We start from the raw sequence: 14,860 nt of genomic DNA on the forward strand, positions 1-14,860 counted from the left end.
TCATCTAGTTCGTCTTCTGCAATTGAAGATGATCCATATACTCTCTTTAATGATTTTGGTCAATCTTTGGATGCCCTTACTGATATGCAAGATATTGATAAGTGGGAAGAATTTAAATCAATCAATCTCATTTATTTTGAAGAGGAGTCTGATCGGGTTGCTACTAAAAAGGATGAAGTACGTGCTAAGTTGGGTCAGCCAACTTCAGAGCTCAGTAGTGGAGGTGACCTGTGGAAATCAGATAATTATACTATCCTTATTGCTTATGATGAAAATTCTGTTGTCATGAATAAGCTGATTACATTCACTTCTTCTAAGCAGGTGGAAAGTTTAAGCGGTATTTCTAAAGGAATGTCAGCCCAAGATGTTGTCAAAAAACTAGGTAAACCACGTGGACTGGATGTGACAGGTATGTTTACTCGCTTCGTTTGGGCGGACGAGGATGATAAGGACTATTACGTCTATTTTAAGGGAAACAAGGTTTATGATATTAAGGAACCTAATTAAAAAGACATCAGCTATATAGCCGATGTCATGAAATAAAAACTTGTTGTTTTAATGCGGAGATAAAGATGGTTAAAAGTCTTTATCTCTTTTTTAGTTTTAGTACTTTATTTACCAAACAAAGCCGCTAGTCTTCTTTATAATTTTCGTAAAATTCTACCTTAATTCTAATAAAGGTTTCTAAGTCTCGCAGGAGCTGCAGGAGCATGGCGCGTGTTTCAAATTCCTGGCGGGTTTTAGGGAGTGGCCTCTCACGAAATACGGTTAAATAGTTGTCAATCTCGTCCAGAAGGTCTCGGGCGGGATTTTCTTGGCTTAGTTGCTTAGCGGTCTGGGAGAAGAGGCGGGCTAAAATCAAGCTTTCACTGGCTGCTAGATGGCAGTTATTGATATTGCTGGCCATGTCTTGCAGGATACGGTTTTGAGCCTGTCGCATTTCAAAATAGTGGATATGGTAGTTGGTCTGGTGAAAGAGGTGGTTGGAGTGATCCAGATAGACCAGCTCCAAGGCCTGCTGCAGAATCTTATCCAGCTCCTTGATCAGAGCTGCATCATTTCGGCCGTCTCCAGATTTTAAGAAATATTCAAAGCGTAGCAAAATCTTTTTCAGCTGTTCTTCCACTTGCTCGTGGTAGCTGTCAATCTCTTGCTGGCGCGAGGGCATATAGAGATTGGCTAGCAGAGCAAAGCCGGTTCCAATGAGAAATAGAGCTAGCTCATTTCCAAGCAGAGACCAGGAGGTGGATTTTTCTAAGAGCAGATGGGTGACTAGGACGGTGCTGGGTGTAATGCCGATTTCCCAGCCAAGCCGAAAGGCCAGTGGTACATAGATCACGATATAGATGGCCAATGCTCCGAGATTGAAACCTAGAAAGTGAAAGGCCAGGCTTCCGATAGCCAGAGCCAGCAGGGTAGATAAAAAGCGATTGCCAGCTAGCTTTGCAGTGCTGCGGCGGGTATCGGTCACGCTGAGGATAGCAATAATTCCGGCTGAAGTTGAGTAGGCCAGACCTAAAAAGTCAGCCAACCAGGCAGCTAGACAAGTAGCTAGTACCAGCTTGATGGTGCGTTGGAGGAGAGACATGAGTAAGAGTTTCCTTTTTTAGACTTCTTTCTATTATAACATGACTGGCGGGGAATCTTAGGGGCTGCTGATTGCTTTTTATCAGAGCAGAATTCTGTCTCGCCCGAGTAAATCCTGCCGCCATTTTTTCGCCTTTGTGTTATACTAGTCCTATGGAAAAAAACGATATTGTCTACGGTGTGCATGCGGTGACAGAGGCTCTCGCTGCTAACACTGGAAATAAACTCTACATTCAGGACGACCTGCGTGGTAAAAAGGTCGATAAAATCAAAAATTTAGCTGCAGAAAAAAAAGTTTCCATCTCCTGGACGCCTAAGAAGACTTTGCAGGAAATGACCGATGGGGCTGTTCACCAAGGGTTTGTCCTGCGAGTGGCGGAGTTCGCCTATACTGACTTCGAGGTGCTGTTGAAAAAAGCAGAGCAGGAAGACAATCCGCTCCTATTGATTTTGGACGGGCTGACTGACCCGCACAATCTGGGTTCTATCTTGCGGACGGCTGACGCGACTAATGTAGCTGGAATCATCATTCCCAAGCACCGGGCAGTCGGTGTGACACCAGTCGTAGCCAAGACCTCAACGGGTGCCATTGAGCATATTCCCATTTCCCGTGTGACCAATCTCAGCCAGACCCTGGACAAGCTCAAGGAAGCTGGTTTTTGGATTTTCGGTACAGATATGCAGGGGACGCCTTCTCATAAGTGGAATACGGCAGGCAAGCTGGCCCTCATCATCGGCAACGAAGGCAAGGGGATTTCAACCAATATCAAAAAGCAGGTGGACGAGATGATTTCCATTCCCATGAATGGGCATGTTCAGAGCCTCAATGCCAGTGTCGCAGCTGCTATTCTTATGTATGAAGTCTTTCGCAATCGCCTATGAAAAGAAAAATCTTACTGGTGGACGGCTACAATATGACGGCCTTTTGGCGGGAGACTCGTCCTTACTTTAATCGTGGGGAGTTAGATGCAGCGCGAACGATTCTGCTCCAGAAGCTCAGCAATTATGCCAGCTTTGAAGGACTGGAAGTTATCTGCGTCTTTGATGCCCAGTATATGCCGGGAGTTCGGCAGACCTATGAGGAGTTTAATGTAACGGTCGTTTTCACCGAGGAGGAGGAAACGGCGGATGACTATATCGAGAGCTTGGCAGCTGAGCTCAATACACCCAAAAATCAGGTATCGGTTGCGACCAGCGATCTCAATGAGCAGTGGACTGTCTTTGCCCAAGGAGCTTTGAGAGTTTCCGCTAGAGAGCTAGAGAAGCGAGTGGCTGTTACCAAATCAGACCTCAATAAACTGAGCGGACAAATCAACCTGCAAAGACCGCCCTTGCGACCGATGGACAGCCAATCTTTGCGCGATTTACAAAAAATGATGGAGAAAAAAAGATGACCTTTAAAATTTTAACCGATTCAACGGCAGACCTGCCAGAAAACTGGATCCAGGAAAATGATGTGCAGGTCCTAGGCCTGACCATTCAGCTAGATGGCCAAACTTATGAGACAGTTGGTGCGGACAAGCTGACCAGCCAAGAACTTCTGGACAAGATGGAGTCCGGCAGTAAACCGACTACCAGCCAGATCAATGTCGGCCAGTTTGAAGATGTCTTTCGCAGCTATGCTAAGGAAGGGACACCAGTTCTCTATGTAGCCTTTGCTTCAGCCCTATCGGGTACTTATCAGAGTGCTGTCATGGCACGGGAGATAGTCTTAGAAGACTTCCCAGATGCACCGATTCGTATCATTGATACCAAAGCAGCTTCCATGGGTGAAGGACTTTTAGTCATGAAGGCGGCAGAGGCTAGAGCGGCAGGCCAGACCTTGGAGCAGACAGCGGACTTGATTGAGAGCTTGGTGCCTAAGGTCAAGACATATTTTCTGGTTGATGACCTCAATCACCTCATGCGGGGCGGCCGGATTTCCAAAACTGCTGCGCTTATGGGGAGCTTAGTTAATATCAAGCCGATTATCGCTGTCAAGGGAGATGGGACTCTGGACTCGGTCGCTAAGGTTCGTGGTAAGAAAAAGGCACAGGCCGAAGTGGTCCGCATGACCCTGGAGGGAGTGGCTGATCCGCGGGTGGTCATCGCCTATGCAGGTGCCAAAGAAGTTGCTGAGAGTCTAAAAACCCAGCTGCTGGAAAGCGATCAAGTAGAGGAAGTTCTCCTTATGCCTCTGGGACCTGTCATTTCTACCCATACTGGTCCTGGAACTTTGGGACTCTTTAGTATCGCCCAAGACATTCAAGATTAAGAAAACATGAAATCGCTATTTCATAAATAATTGCTTCAAATCTATTGCTTTTGCCTACTATTTTTGATATGATAGTAGGCGGTATTGTTTACCCCATTTGTAAGGCCCCGGAACCTTTCAAATAACTCGCGGACCGGAACATCCGCCCTGTAAACAAAAACGATATTCATAGGAGAAATCATGAACAAAACAACATACATGGCTAAGCCAGGTGAAGTTGAACGCAAATGGTATGTAGTGGACGCTACTGATGTCCCTCTTGGACGCCTTTCTGCTGTTGTAGCAAGCGTACTTCGCGGAAAAAACAAACCAACCTTTACACCACACACTGATACAGGTGACTTCGTAATCGTTATCAACGCTGAAAAAGTAAAATTGACTGGTAAAAAAGCGACTGATAAGATTTACTACACTCACTCAATGTACCCAGGTGGATTGAAACAAATCTCAGCAGGTGAGCTTCGCTCTAAGAACGCTGTTCGTTTGATCGAAAAATCTGTTAAAGGTATGCTTCCGCACAATACTCTTGGCCGCGCTCAAGGTATGAAGCTGAAAGTATTTGTAGGCGCTGAGCACACTCACGCTGCACAACAACCAGAAGTTCTTGATATTTCAGGACTTATCTAAGGAAAGGAACAATAAAGTATGTCACAAGCACAATATGCAGGTACTGGACGTCGTAAAAACGCTGTTGCACGCGTTCGCCTTGTTCCAGGAACTGGTAAAATCACTGTTAACAAAAAAGATGTTGAAGAGTACATCCCACACGCTGACCTTCGTTTGGTCATCAACCAACCATTCGCAGTTACTTCAACTGCAGGTTCATACGACGTTTTCGTTAACGTTGTAGGTGGTGGTTACGCTGGTCAAGCAGGAGCTATCCGTCACGGTATCGCTCGTGCTCTTCTTCAAGTAGACCCAGACTTCCGCGATTCATTGAAACGCGCAGGACTTCTTACACGTGACTCACGTAAAGTTGAGCGTAAGAAACCAGGTCTTAAGAAAGCTCGTAAAGCATCACAATTCTCAAAACGTTAATCAATACGATTATATCAACGTTTACAGACATTCAAGAATTATTTCTTGGATGTCTTTTTTGTTTCAAAAAATCAAAGTTCACCCCAAAATTCACCCCATATTCACCCCATCAATTTTTTAAACTACGAAAAGCAATATCACCTACAGTCTGATTGACTTTATCTTTGATATTAACGTAAGTTTTTGTAATCTCTTTATCACTATGAGTAAGAGCTTCTGAGAAGGCTTCAAGAGAAACACCTGCTTGTTTAGCAAGAGTAGCACCAGTATGTCTTAGTTTGTGTGGTGATGCTGGTGCTAATTCGGGATGTCTTCGTCTGACTGATTTCATCTTGATAAAACTTAAAATTTTTCTAATTATAACGAAGCATAGTCAAAAAGCTATGACCTCTATATTCACAAAAAAATCCAGACCAATACTAGTCCAGATTTCTTGTCTATTAAACATTCTTTTCAAAGAATGGAAGAACGGCTGTAACGGCTTTGTCAACGCAATTATTTAACTGTGAGAATCCGACGCACATAAATTTTAAATGGCGTCTCAGTCACATTTAAATTTATGAGACGCTTAGACGTTAGGCTTTCAATTTGTCAAATTTTGCTTTGACATTTGCCTTGAATTCTTCAAGTTTAGCCTTGCGTTCGGCTTTACGTTCAGCCTTCATTTGTGCACGTGCCTGGTTGTAGAGGTCTTCTTGGACTTGCAGAGCTGCTTCGATTTCGGCTACGACGGTTGCTACATCCCAACGCACGATTTGGGTGTCGTACTTGGTGAAGTAAGCATCGATGACTGCTTCGTTGTTTTCTTGCACCAAGGCGACAACGGCTGTTTCGCCGTCGATCAATTTTTGAGACACAACGTCAATCAAGCCAGCTTCTGCCGTATCAACGGTATCACCAGCAGCCAAACCATAGAGGCTGCCAATACCATAACCAAACAAGACGCCGATAGGACCACCCAAAAGCCCGATAACTGCACCGAGCAAGCCACCTTCTAGGGTTGCATCCGTCGTTGAATCTTCAAAGTCATAGCGTTCTTTTTCAACGATGTGACCGTTTTCATTTTTGACCAAGGCGATTTGAGCAACCTTGGTCGTCTGAGTTTGGCGGAAAGCCTTCAAATCCGCAAAGGACTGATAAGCTTCGCTTTCAGTGTTAAAGACTGAAACTACTAGGTTTTCCATAGTTAGTACCTCTTTTCTAAATATATACGTTCATTATAATACAGTTTCAATCACTTTTCAATCATTTTAGTGCGACATTTTAATTGATATGTCGCGTTTATCAGCGTCAAAGAACAGTTTCAGGCAGCGGTATATCTTTGCCATATCCCAGCCCAGACACTCTGGCGACTCTGAGTGATTATCAAGAAAGGCGTCCAGCAACATCTTAAAGCCTCCCGTGCAAAAAGTAAATAAATAGTGTTTTTCCTGTATGCCTGTCACACGGCTAAAAGACCGCTTGACCAAATCTTCCAGAAAATTATAGCAGATATTATGTACCAGCTCTGTGTAGCGAGTCTGATGAGCGTGCCGAATCACATCGACACTTTTATAGAATCTGCCAACTGTTTCCTTATGGTCGAATCCTTGAAAGAAGTCGCTTTATTCGTCGGTCAAGACAATTAATTTGGCTGGTGCAACTGATTCGCCAAGCTATGAACAAGCAATTATTACCTTTTGAAAGCAAAAATGGCAATTATGAAGGTGAAGCTACTCAGGTCTTAGTTCTTCTATCCAATTACTATGCAGACAAAAAACTATTTGATGAAAATACAGATGAATATGGAAATATCTTGATTTTAAAGGATTCATCCATCATTTCTAAATTATCGGCTATCCCAGATTTATTAAAAAGGGGATCTAGTAGGTAACAATAATATCGAATATATCAAAGTACGCAATATTAGGATTTCTTCAGAGGTTGAGTTAGAGTCAGATGTTGATGGGGATAAGTCGGATAATCTGCCAATAGATATAAAAATACTAGAAAACAGGCTTGAAAAAGGCTCGTAAAGCTAGCCAGTTCTCTAAACGTTAATTCGTTGCTGGACAGCAGAATACAAACGAAAACACTTTGCATCTTGCAAGGTGTTTTTTTCTATGAGAACTGGCGGTGCGCAATTAGGATAGCTCTAGCGACTTTAGTCGCATAGAGATATGCTATGCACAGTTGCCTCAAGAAAACAATGCTTCTTGGTCCACCCTGTTAGACAAGCTTCAAAACCAAGGAATCCAACAGATTTCTCTTGTAGTTACAGATGGCTTTAAGGGGCTTGAGCAGATTATCAGTCAGGCTCACCCATTAGCTAAACAACAATGTTGCTTAATTCATATTAGTCGAAATCTAGCTAGTAAAGTGAAACGAGCAGATAGAGCGGTTATTCTGGGGCAATTTATAATGATTTATCGTGCTGAAAATTTAGAAATGGCAGGACAAGCTTTAGAGGACTTTCTCGCCGAATGGAAACCAAAGTATAGGAAAGTCATGGAAAGTCTGGAGAAGACGGATAATCTTTTAACTTTTTATCAGTTTCCCTACCAGATTTGGCACAGCATGTATTCGACAAACCTCATTGAGTCTCTTAACAAAGAAATCAAACATCAAACGAAAAAGAAGGTTCTTTTTCCTAATGAGGAGGCTCTGGAACGTTACTTAGTTACGTTGTTTGAAGATTATAATTTCAAGCAAAGTCAACGAATCCATAAAGGGTTTGGTCAATGTTCTGATACACTTGAAAGCTTATTTAATTAACACTCCGTAACTCTACTTAAGTGTTTACACATAATTATTTACAGTATCAAAAAATAAAGTATATTGTTTTCATCATAATATAATTAAATATCAGTATAGAGAATTTTATCTATATATCAGATATCAGCAATTGCTTTTGCTGTCATTTTTCGCTACAATAGTTACAAGGAGGAAATAAACATGTTAAAAGAAGTATTAAACGTCGCAAAAGTTGCGAAAAAATCATCTCTCTTCTTAGGAGGGGTAGCATTTGGGACGCTTGGCTTGAAAGTCTTAGCAAGTAAAGAAGCTAAGAAAGGCTATTCTAAGGCCTTGGCTAAAGCTTACAAATTGAAAGATGGACTGGATGCATCTGTTTCTGTTGTAAAACAACACGGTGATGATGTTTTACAAGACGCTAAATATTTATACGAACAGGAAAAGAAAGAAGAACAATTAGATAGCCTGACAGGTGAATAATATGTCTTTTAAAGTGCTACACAGAGGATATCAACATATCCGATTATCGTCCTCGTTTTCACTGACCTTGGATATTCAAGATTATCTTCGTTCCTTGGCTAAAGATGAAAAAGGGATCGACTCTATTCAGTTTTATATGGATCAGCAGCACTTTACTCTACGTATGAAAGAAGGCTTCTCTGTATTAGAAAATGCAGAGGCCTTTTTAAAAAAAATTGACAAGGGGAAAGTTTCGGACTTGATGACTCTTCCCATTCGTAGAGAAGAGAGTGCTTATTCAATTGTATCGGGTGCAGCGATTAAGCGTTTGCTGTTTCGAAGTTTTGTACCCTACCCTATTCGTTATATTTGGACTTGTTATCAGGCTTTGGGTTATGTCAAAGAAGCCTATCAAACTTTAGCGCGCAAGGAACTAACCATGGAGGTCTTGGACTGTTCGGCCATTTTGTTGTCCTTGTTTATGAACCAATCCAAGACAGCTAGCAACATCATGTTTATGCTTGATTTGGGTAATCATCTGGATCAGTGGTCTTTAAAAAAAACAGCAACAGATTTGGAACAAAGCCTTCTTGCTAAAGAAAGTGATGTTTTCTTAGTGCGGGGAGACATGGTCATCAGCATCAAGAGTTCTGATGTTCAAGTAGGTGATGTATTAGTTGTCTCCCAAGGTAATGAAATCTTGTTTGACGGCCAAGTGGTTTCAGGATTAGGCATGGTCAATGAGAGTTCCTTGACTGGAGAGAGCTTCCCTGTTGAAAAGAAAGAGGGAGATTCTGTATGTGCGAATACTGTTTTGGAAACAGGAGAGTTAAGAATTCGTGTGACTGATAATCAGATAAACAGTCGTATTTTGCAACTCATCAATCTGATGAAAAAATCTGAAGAGAGTAAGAAGACAAAACAACGTCATTTTATTAGGATGGCAGACAAGGTTGTAAAATATAACTTCTTAGGTGCTGGTTTGACTTATCTGTTAACAGGTTCGTTTTCAAAAGCCATTTCCTTTTTATTGGTGGATTTTTCATGTGCTCTAAAAATATCCACACCTGTAGCCTACCTTACGGCCATAAAGGAAGGTCTAAATCGAGAAATGGTTATTAAAGATGGTGATGTATTAGAAAAATATCTGGAAGTGGATACTTTCTTGTTTGATAAAACGGGTACCATCACGACGAGTTATCCTTTGGTTGAAAAGGTTCTTCCTTTCGGAGATTATACTGAGAAAGATATTTTAAGAATAAGTGCATGTTTGGAGGAACATATCTATCATCCTATTGCCAATGCAATTGTTAAACAAGCTGAAATTGAAGGCATTGAACACGAAGAAATGCATGGCAAGCTTCAGTATGTTGCAAGCAAAGGGATTAAATCGCAAATTGATGGTCAATCGGTTGTCATTGGAAATTATGTACTAATGCAAGACGAACAGGTAAGAATTAGTTCTGAGCAGCTGGCCTTGATTGAGCAATATAAGACTCATTACAATTTATTGTTTTTGGCTTATAAGAAAGAATTAATTGGGATGTTTTGTATCCACACTCCCTTGAGAAGCGAGGCGAAAGTTGCATTGAAAAAGCTAAAGCGCCAAGGGAAAAAACTGATTCTGGCAACTGGTGATACGTTGGCTAGAACAGAAGAGTTGGTTAAAGATCTGCCATTTGACAACGTTTATACTGATTTAAAACCAGATGGTAAGTTTCAGTTGGTTCAGGAATTACAGAAAGCTGGCCGAACTATTTTGATGGTTGGAGACGGGTTAAACGACTCTGCTGCCTTGACGCTTGCAGATATTGGGGTTGTGATGAATGAAAGTGCTGATATTTCTAAGCAGATGAGTGATATTTTATTATTAGATAATCGTTTAGATTTCTTCGAGGAATTGAATTCTTTATCTGAATCGTTGCAGAAATTAATTCAAAGAAATATTCAAGAAACAGTTGTAATAAATGGAAGTTTAATTGGATTTGGGTTGTTAAATTGGTTAAGCCCATCTAATCTTTCGATATTGCACAATCTGACTACTTTAAGAATCGTCCTTCGTAGTCTTTCTATTAAAAGTAGGTAAGAGACCGAGAAGCTGAGGTTATAAAAACTAAAAGGAGTTGTCTCATTTGAGAATAACGGCTCTTTGTCAACTGTAGTGGGTTGGTGGAAAATTATACCCTGGAGAGGACCAAATTGGTTCTCTCCTTTTAAATATTGAAAAAACCATTGGCAGTGGACATACTTTAAGACTATATATTTCTGAAACTAGTTTCACAATACAAATATTGACATGCAATTATTAATTGGTGGATTTTAAGTTGACATCTACAAAGTTTAATGTTAGAATACATTCAAAAATATATTTGAATAAGGTGTTTTATGATTCAAAATATTGTTACTTCAATAATCCTGTATTCTGGGACAGCCGTAGACTTACTTATTATCCTAATGTTATTTTTTGCCAAAAGAAAAAGCAGAAAAGACATCATTAACATCTATTTAGGACAATTTCTAGGCTCTGTTAGTCTAATATTCCTAAGTTTGCTTTTTGCATTTGTCTTAAATTATATTCCTAGTAAAGAGATTTTAGGTTTACTCGGTTTGATTCCAATTTTCCTAGGCCTCAAAGTTTTGCTTTTAGGAGATTCTGATGGAGAAGCTATTGCAAAAGATGGTTTGCGAAAAGACAATAAAAACCTGATTTTTCTAGTCGCTATGATTACTTTTGCAAGTTGTGGCGCTGACAATATTGGTGTCTTTGTCCCATATTTTACCACCTTAAATTTAGCGAATTTGATAGTGACTTTACTTACTTTTCTAGTCATGATTTATCTCTTGGTTTTTTCTGCCCAAAAATTGGCACAAGTCCCTTCTATTGGAGAAACCTTGGAAAAATATAGCAGATGGTTTATTGCCGTTGTTTATTTAGGATTGGGGATATATATCCTGATTGAAAACAACAGTTTTAACATGCTATGGACTGTGTTAAGCTAGGAGAAAATATTATGAAAAAAGATAGTATCTGCCAAGTGAATGTTATAAATCAACAAAATGTTACAACCGCAACGAACTACCTTGAAAAGGAAAAAGTCCAAAAATCACTTCGCATTTTATCAAAGTTTACCGATAATAAACAGATAAATATCATCTTTTATCTCCTTGTTGTTGAAGAACTCTGTGTCTGCGATATAGCCTGTTTACTAAATCTCAGTATGGCATCTGCCTCCCACCATCTTCGTAAACTAGCCAATCAAAACATCTTGGATACTAGAAGAGAGGGGAAAATTATATATTATTTTATAAAAGATGAGGAAATCAGAGATTTTTTTAATCAACTAGGATAACAACTATTTTTACTACTTTTCCATGATTATATATAGGACTTATCTATGAAATTTTTTGATGAAAATTACTCACAAGAAAGACCTACTCGTAGCAAATGTTTAAGAAAAAAGTATAATTTAAAGCAAACCGACCTAGGTAATGCAGGTCAAGTTAGCCAAGTTGAAAAGGAAGAAATTTGAAAGAATTTGTATCTTTTATTTTTTGTTTCATTTATGCCCTATGCTACTGGAATAGTTAGTAGTCATTTCATGAATCATACGGCACAGCTCTTTTATGGACTGATCGTTATTGTTTCAACGGTAGCAAACTGGTTTTTACATAAAGTAATTGATAAACCCAATATAGATCAGAAAGAATTACTTGAAGCTACCGCACAATATAGGAAGTTATTGATACCTGACCTAATAATTAAAGGAGTGGGATTGATTCTGTCCTTAATTCTCTATCCTCCGATTATGATGTATAGTGTTTTAATTGCGGCATTTTACATCATAACTTTAAAAACACTATCCGAAAAAAGAGTGAATAACTAAAAAACGGTGACCAAAGTTAGGTGTATTATTTTAATGCTTAGAGACCTAAACTATTCCCTATTTTAAAAATATTGATTCAGATTTTATGAAATTAAAAAGTAGATATTGTTCAGAAAATCCTTGATATTACGCTGTTTTTAGTCCAACTGAAATCCATACTTTCCAAACCAGGCTTGAAAAAAGCTCGTAAAGCATCACAATTTAGTAAACGTTAAAACTTATTTAAACTTATTGAAAGCATTTCGTATCAAAAATACGGGATGCTTTTTCTGTTCACCCCAAATTTTTGTAACTAGGTGATACTTGAAATTAATACAAATTTGGTTGTTTTTGATAAATCTAAGCAACACTACATGATGAAGTGAAAGGGGATGAATCTTTGATAGTATTCACTTATTGTGAAATATGATATATTTATTAATTAGATGGATGAATACTTCTAGAGTTAAATATAGTATAATAGGGACATACTTTTTGGTTTATTTTTGTTTGTAGTCGGATTATGAAAGAATATCCAATATTATGCGATAAGATAGAATGTTACAAAAAAGAAAGGGGATGCAATCCGATGAAGAAAGACAGATTAATTGTATTGACAGATGCTGTTCTAGCAATTATTATGACCATCTTGGTTTTAGAGTTAGAAAAACCAACAACACCAAGTCTTGAAGCTTTTTGGGATTTACGGCAAAATTTCTTTGCTTGTTTTCTTTCCTTTTTCTGGTTGGGATCGTTATGGATGGCACTAAACACATTATGGGAAAAGGTTGAGAAAATTTCCTCAGAAATTATTTGGTGGAATTTGTTTCTACTCTTGGAGCGGCAGGAGTTCTCTTTGGAGAATTTCATGCCATCCAAGATACCAGTCTGAATGATGTGGTGGACCGGATCTATATAAATGTCAAGGATTTACCGTTTCAGTCCTTGGGAGCTTTAGCTAATATCCTGTCTGATATTAAGAAGGGACTGATTCAAGACAGTCATATCTGGTCTTTCTTCCAGTCATTTTTCAAACAATATCAGTTGATAATCAGCTTAAATCAGATCTATCAGTTTGTCTATCTTTCTCTGATGGAGATCATGTCCTATCTTCACTTTGATTATTGGAAAAAAACGGCTCGGTCAGGAGCTAGTATGAATAAGGAGAACAAATGAAACGTTTAAAAATGTTATGGCATATTATGCAGGTTACGGGTTTTACTCGGTTTGCTCTGAGTTTTGTGACCTTTGTTTTTGGGTCAGGAGGCGTGCTTTTCCTAGTTGAACCTGCTATCACAAATTACGGAGACGGTCTTTGGTATGCTTTTGTGACTTCGACGACTGTCGGCTACGGGGATCTCCTAGCTGTGACCTTGATTGGAAGGATTACCAGTGTCTTCTTGACGATTTATGGGCTCATATTTTTTGGCTGTTTATCAGCTGTTATTTTTAATTATTATACCAATTTAAATAAGGAAAGAGGAGAGGACAAATGACTGCCAATTATTCAACACGGGAATACCGTGAGAAATTATACGATGACCTTCATGTTCGATTGAGAGATACAGCGATTTTGATGTGTGCAATTTTTATTGCCTCTATCGGACTAAATATGAATTCAACAGCTGTCATTATAGGAGCCATGTTGATTTCACCTCTCATGACACCGATTGTTGGACTGGGATTCGGTTTAGCTATTTTTGATACGCGTTTAATCAAGCAATCTCTAGAGGTTTTATTGACTCAAGTGTTGGTCAGTTTGCTTGTCTCGACTCTGTATTTCTGGATTTCTCCCTTGTCTTATGCAAGTAGCGAGTTGATTGCACGAACCTCTCCAACCATTTGGGATGTCCTCATTGCTATTGCTGGTGGGATTGCTGGTGTGATCGGTTCAAGGAAAAAAGAAGCAAACAATATCGTGCCAGGAGTAGCCATTGCTACAGCTCTGATGCCGCCTATCTGTACTGCTGGCTATGGTTTAGCTAATGGGAATGTACGATTTTTATTGGGGGCTCTCTATCTTTTCTTGATCAACTGTGTCTTTATCATGCTAGCCAACATTGTTGGAACAAGAATTTTGATGAGAAAAACTCCTTTAACTTCATTTAAAGAGCTGAGCATTAAAATGAGAATTGGCTTGATATCTTTGATTGTATTGTTGATTCTTCCAGCTAGCTATTCGGCAGTTACTCTGACAATAGAACAAGCGCGCAAAGAAGGGATCAAACAGTTTGTAGGAAAAGAGTTCGCCAATTATACGGTTATTAATCAAGTCTACAAGTCAAGTAACAATGAATTGGTCTTGACGGTTGTTGGAGATCCGATTTCAGAAGAAGAATTAGAAACACTCCACCAAAAACAAGCCTCTTACGGTATTCAATCTGTTCAATTGAAAGTGAATCAAGTTCAGAACTCGCCAACATTAGATAGTGAAGCGACCAAGGAATTTTATGAAAACATTGACAAGTATATTGATCAAAAACTCTCTGAAAAAGATTCACAAAACGATCTCGTAAAAGAAAATGAAGCAGACAAGGATTGAGGACAATGAACTGAATCGGTTTTTACGCCGTGTTTTTCTTGTATCTTCCTCTTTCTTACTTATAGCAGGTTGTTTTTGCTTGAATAAGAAATAAATTAGAAGTTCTATCATCTAAGAAAAATGATGAACAAAAAATCATTTAACTAATGGTGTGAACGTTTAGTGTTTATCAGCTCCATTCTCTGTAATTTTGGGGGTAAAATCCACACCATTCGGATAAAATTAGTTGAATTTGATTGGAAAAAAGCTTTTATAAAAGCGGAGAAAAGTCTTGATATTACGCTGTTTTTAGTCCAACTGAAATTCATACTTTCCAAACCAGGTCTTAAGAAAGCTCGTAAAGCTTCACAATTCTCAAAACGTTAATCAATACGATTATATCAA

The 14,860-nt window shown here is 39.3% G+C and carries 19 protein-coding genes and 3 pseudogenes; 19 read left to right on the top strand and 3 right to left on the bottom strand.

Features of this window, described 5'->3' with window-relative positions:
* Positions 1 to 84 precede the first annotated feature (84 nt).
* Positions 85 to 507 carry a hypothetical protein gene (locus FOC72_RS11655; protein WP_002893775.1) on the top strand — a complete coding sequence of 141 codons (423 nt, stop codon included), beginning with the start codon at positions 85 to 87 and terminating at the stop codon, positions 505 to 507.
* A gap of 124 nt (positions 508 to 631) precedes the next feature.
* On the opposite strand, the gene FOC72_RS00570 is transcribed toward FOC72_RS11655, so the two are convergent.
* Entirely contained in the window at positions 632 to 1,588 is a 957-nt protein-coding gene (locus FOC72_RS00570; RefSeq protein ID WP_002893774.1) for an aromatic acid exporter family protein, read from the bottom strand.
* 152 nt (positions 1,589 to 1,740) lie between these two features.
* Here FOC72_RS00570 and rlmB point away from each other — a divergent pair, with 152 nt between their 5' ends.
* The 5 genes from rlmB to rpsI all read left to right on the top strand — a co-directional run bounded on the left by rlmB (position 1,741) and on the right by rpsI (position 4,879).
* Positions 1,741 to 2,469, top strand: coding sequence for a 23S rRNA (guanosine(2251)-2'-O)-methyltransferase RlmB (rlmB, locus tag FOC72_RS00575; RefSeq protein WP_002893773.1), 729 nt, complete (start codon positions 1,741 to 1,743; stop codon positions 2,467 to 2,469).
* Complete coding sequence (locus FOC72_RS00580; protein WP_002893772.1) at positions 2,466 to 2,981, top strand: NYN domain-containing protein; 516 nt, start codon at positions 2,466 to 2,468, stop codon at positions 2,979 to 2,981. The genes rlmB and FOC72_RS00580 overlap by 4 nt, the downstream gene beginning before the upstream one ends.
* On the top strand, positions 2,978 to 3,841 hold the full coding sequence (locus FOC72_RS00585; protein WP_002893771.1) for a DegV family protein: 864 nt from the start codon (positions 2,978 to 2,980) through the stop codon (positions 3,839 to 3,841). The genes FOC72_RS00580 and FOC72_RS00585 overlap by 4 nt, the downstream gene beginning before the upstream one ends.
* Before the next feature lie 180 nt (positions 3,842 to 4,021).
* A complete protein-coding gene (rplM, locus tag FOC72_RS00590) occupies positions 4,022 to 4,468 on the top strand; it encodes a 50S ribosomal protein L13 (protein ID WP_002893769.1) in 447 nt (148 codons plus the stop codon).
* 18 nt (positions 4,469 to 4,486) lie between these two features.
* Complete coding sequence (gene rpsI / locus FOC72_RS00595) at positions 4,487 to 4,879, top strand: 30S ribosomal protein S9 (RefSeq protein WP_002893764.1); 393 nt, start codon at positions 4,487 to 4,489, stop codon at positions 4,877 to 4,879.
* Between the two features lie 109 nt (positions 4,880 to 4,988).
* On the opposite strand, the gene FOC72_RS00600 is transcribed toward rpsI, so the two are convergent.
* The gene (locus FOC72_RS00600; RefSeq protein ID WP_002893762.1) at positions 4,989 to 5,210 is read right to left on the bottom strand and encodes a tyrosine-type recombinase/integrase; all 222 of its coding nucleotides are present in this window, start codon (positions 5,208 to 5,210) and stop codon (positions 4,989 to 4,991) included.
* A gap of 244 nt (positions 5,211 to 5,454) precedes the next feature.
* Complete coding sequence (locus FOC72_RS00605; RefSeq protein ID WP_002893760.1) at positions 5,455 to 6,063, bottom strand: DUF1269 domain-containing protein; 609 nt, start codon at positions 6,061 to 6,063, stop codon at positions 5,455 to 5,457.
* Between the two features lie 350 nt (positions 6,064 to 6,413).
* Between FOC72_RS00605 and FOC72_RS00610 the strand changes: the two are divergent.
* The 13 genes and pseudogenes from FOC72_RS00610 to FOC72_RS00665 all read left to right on the top strand — a co-directional run.
* Positions 6,414 to 6,557: pseudogene (locus FOC72_RS00610) on the top strand (IS982 family transposase); the annotation flags it as partial.
* 3 nt (positions 6,558 to 6,560) lie between these two features.
* Positions 6,561 to 6,894 (top strand): annotated as a pseudogene (locus tag FOC72_RS11515) (diacylglycerol/lipid kinase family protein); the annotation flags it as partial.
* 148 nt (positions 6,895 to 7,042) lie between these two features.
* A pseudogene (locus FOC72_RS00620) lies at positions 7,043 to 7,633 on the top strand (IS256 family transposase); the annotation flags it as partial.
* A 180-nt stretch (positions 7,634 to 7,813) separates the two neighbouring features.
* Positions 7,814 to 8,092 carry a DUF6110 family protein gene (locus FOC72_RS00625; protein ID WP_002893755.1) on the top strand — a complete coding sequence of 93 codons (279 nt, stop codon included), beginning with the start codon at positions 7,814 to 7,816 and terminating at the stop codon, positions 8,090 to 8,092.
* A gap of 1 nt (position 8,093) precedes the next feature.
* A complete protein-coding gene (locus FOC72_RS00630) occupies positions 8,094 to 10,157 on the top strand; it encodes a heavy metal translocating P-type ATPase (protein WP_002893754.1) in 2,064 nt (687 codons plus the stop codon).
* A 299-nt stretch (positions 10,158 to 10,456) separates the two neighbouring features.
* Entirely contained in the window at positions 10,457 to 11,071 is a 615-nt protein-coding gene (locus FOC72_RS00635; protein ID WP_217451764.1) for a CadD family cadmium resistance transporter, read from the top strand.
* An 11-nt stretch (positions 11,072 to 11,082) separates the two neighbouring features.
* Positions 11,083 to 11,421: a Cd(II)/Zn(II)-sensing metalloregulatory transcriptional regulator CadX gene (gene cadX, locus FOC72_RS00640; protein ID WP_032913687.1), complete on the top strand. Its 339-nt coding sequence runs from the start codon at positions 11,083 to 11,085 to the stop codon at positions 11,419 to 11,421.
* Between the two features lie 45 nt (positions 11,422 to 11,466).
* The gene (locus FOC72_RS11630; RefSeq protein WP_302479833.1) at positions 11,467 to 11,601 is read left to right on the top strand and encodes a hypothetical protein; all 135 of its coding nucleotides are present in this window, start codon (positions 11,467 to 11,469) and stop codon (positions 11,599 to 11,601) included.
* Between the two features lie 69 nt (positions 11,602 to 11,670).
* Positions 11,671 to 11,955 (top strand): hypothetical protein, encoded by a 285-nt coding sequence (locus FOC72_RS00645; RefSeq protein WP_014334291.1) that lies wholly within the window; start codon positions 11,671 to 11,673, stop codon positions 11,953 to 11,955.
* A 568-nt stretch (positions 11,956 to 12,523) separates the two neighbouring features.
* On the top strand, positions 12,524 to 12,826 hold the full coding sequence (locus tag FOC72_RS00650) for a TMEM175 family protein (RefSeq protein ID WP_006151097.1): 303 nt from the start codon (positions 12,524 to 12,526) through the stop codon (positions 12,824 to 12,826).
* Positions 12,751 to 13,110, top strand: coding sequence for a hypothetical protein (locus FOC72_RS00655; RefSeq protein WP_000397555.1), 360 nt, complete (start codon positions 12,751 to 12,753; stop codon positions 13,108 to 13,110). The genes FOC72_RS00650 and FOC72_RS00655 overlap by 76 nt, the downstream gene beginning before the upstream one ends.
* A complete protein-coding gene (locus FOC72_RS00660; protein WP_000825751.1) occupies positions 13,107 to 13,430 on the top strand; it encodes a potassium channel family protein in 324 nt (107 codons plus the stop codon). Before FOC72_RS00655 ends, FOC72_RS00660 begins: the two co-directional genes overlap by 4 nt.
* Positions 13,427 to 14,476: a DUF389 domain-containing protein gene (locus tag FOC72_RS00665; RefSeq protein WP_002893746.1), complete on the top strand. Its 1,050-nt coding sequence runs from the start codon at positions 13,427 to 13,429 to the stop codon at positions 14,474 to 14,476. Before FOC72_RS00660 ends, FOC72_RS00665 begins: the two co-directional genes overlap by 4 nt.
* Positions 14,477 to 14,860 lie beyond the last annotated feature (384 nt).

The organism is Streptococcus sanguinis (genome assembly GCF_013343115.1).
GTDB classification, from domain to species: domain Bacteria; phylum Bacillota; class Bacilli; order Lactobacillales; family Streptococcaceae; genus Streptococcus; species Streptococcus sanguinis_H.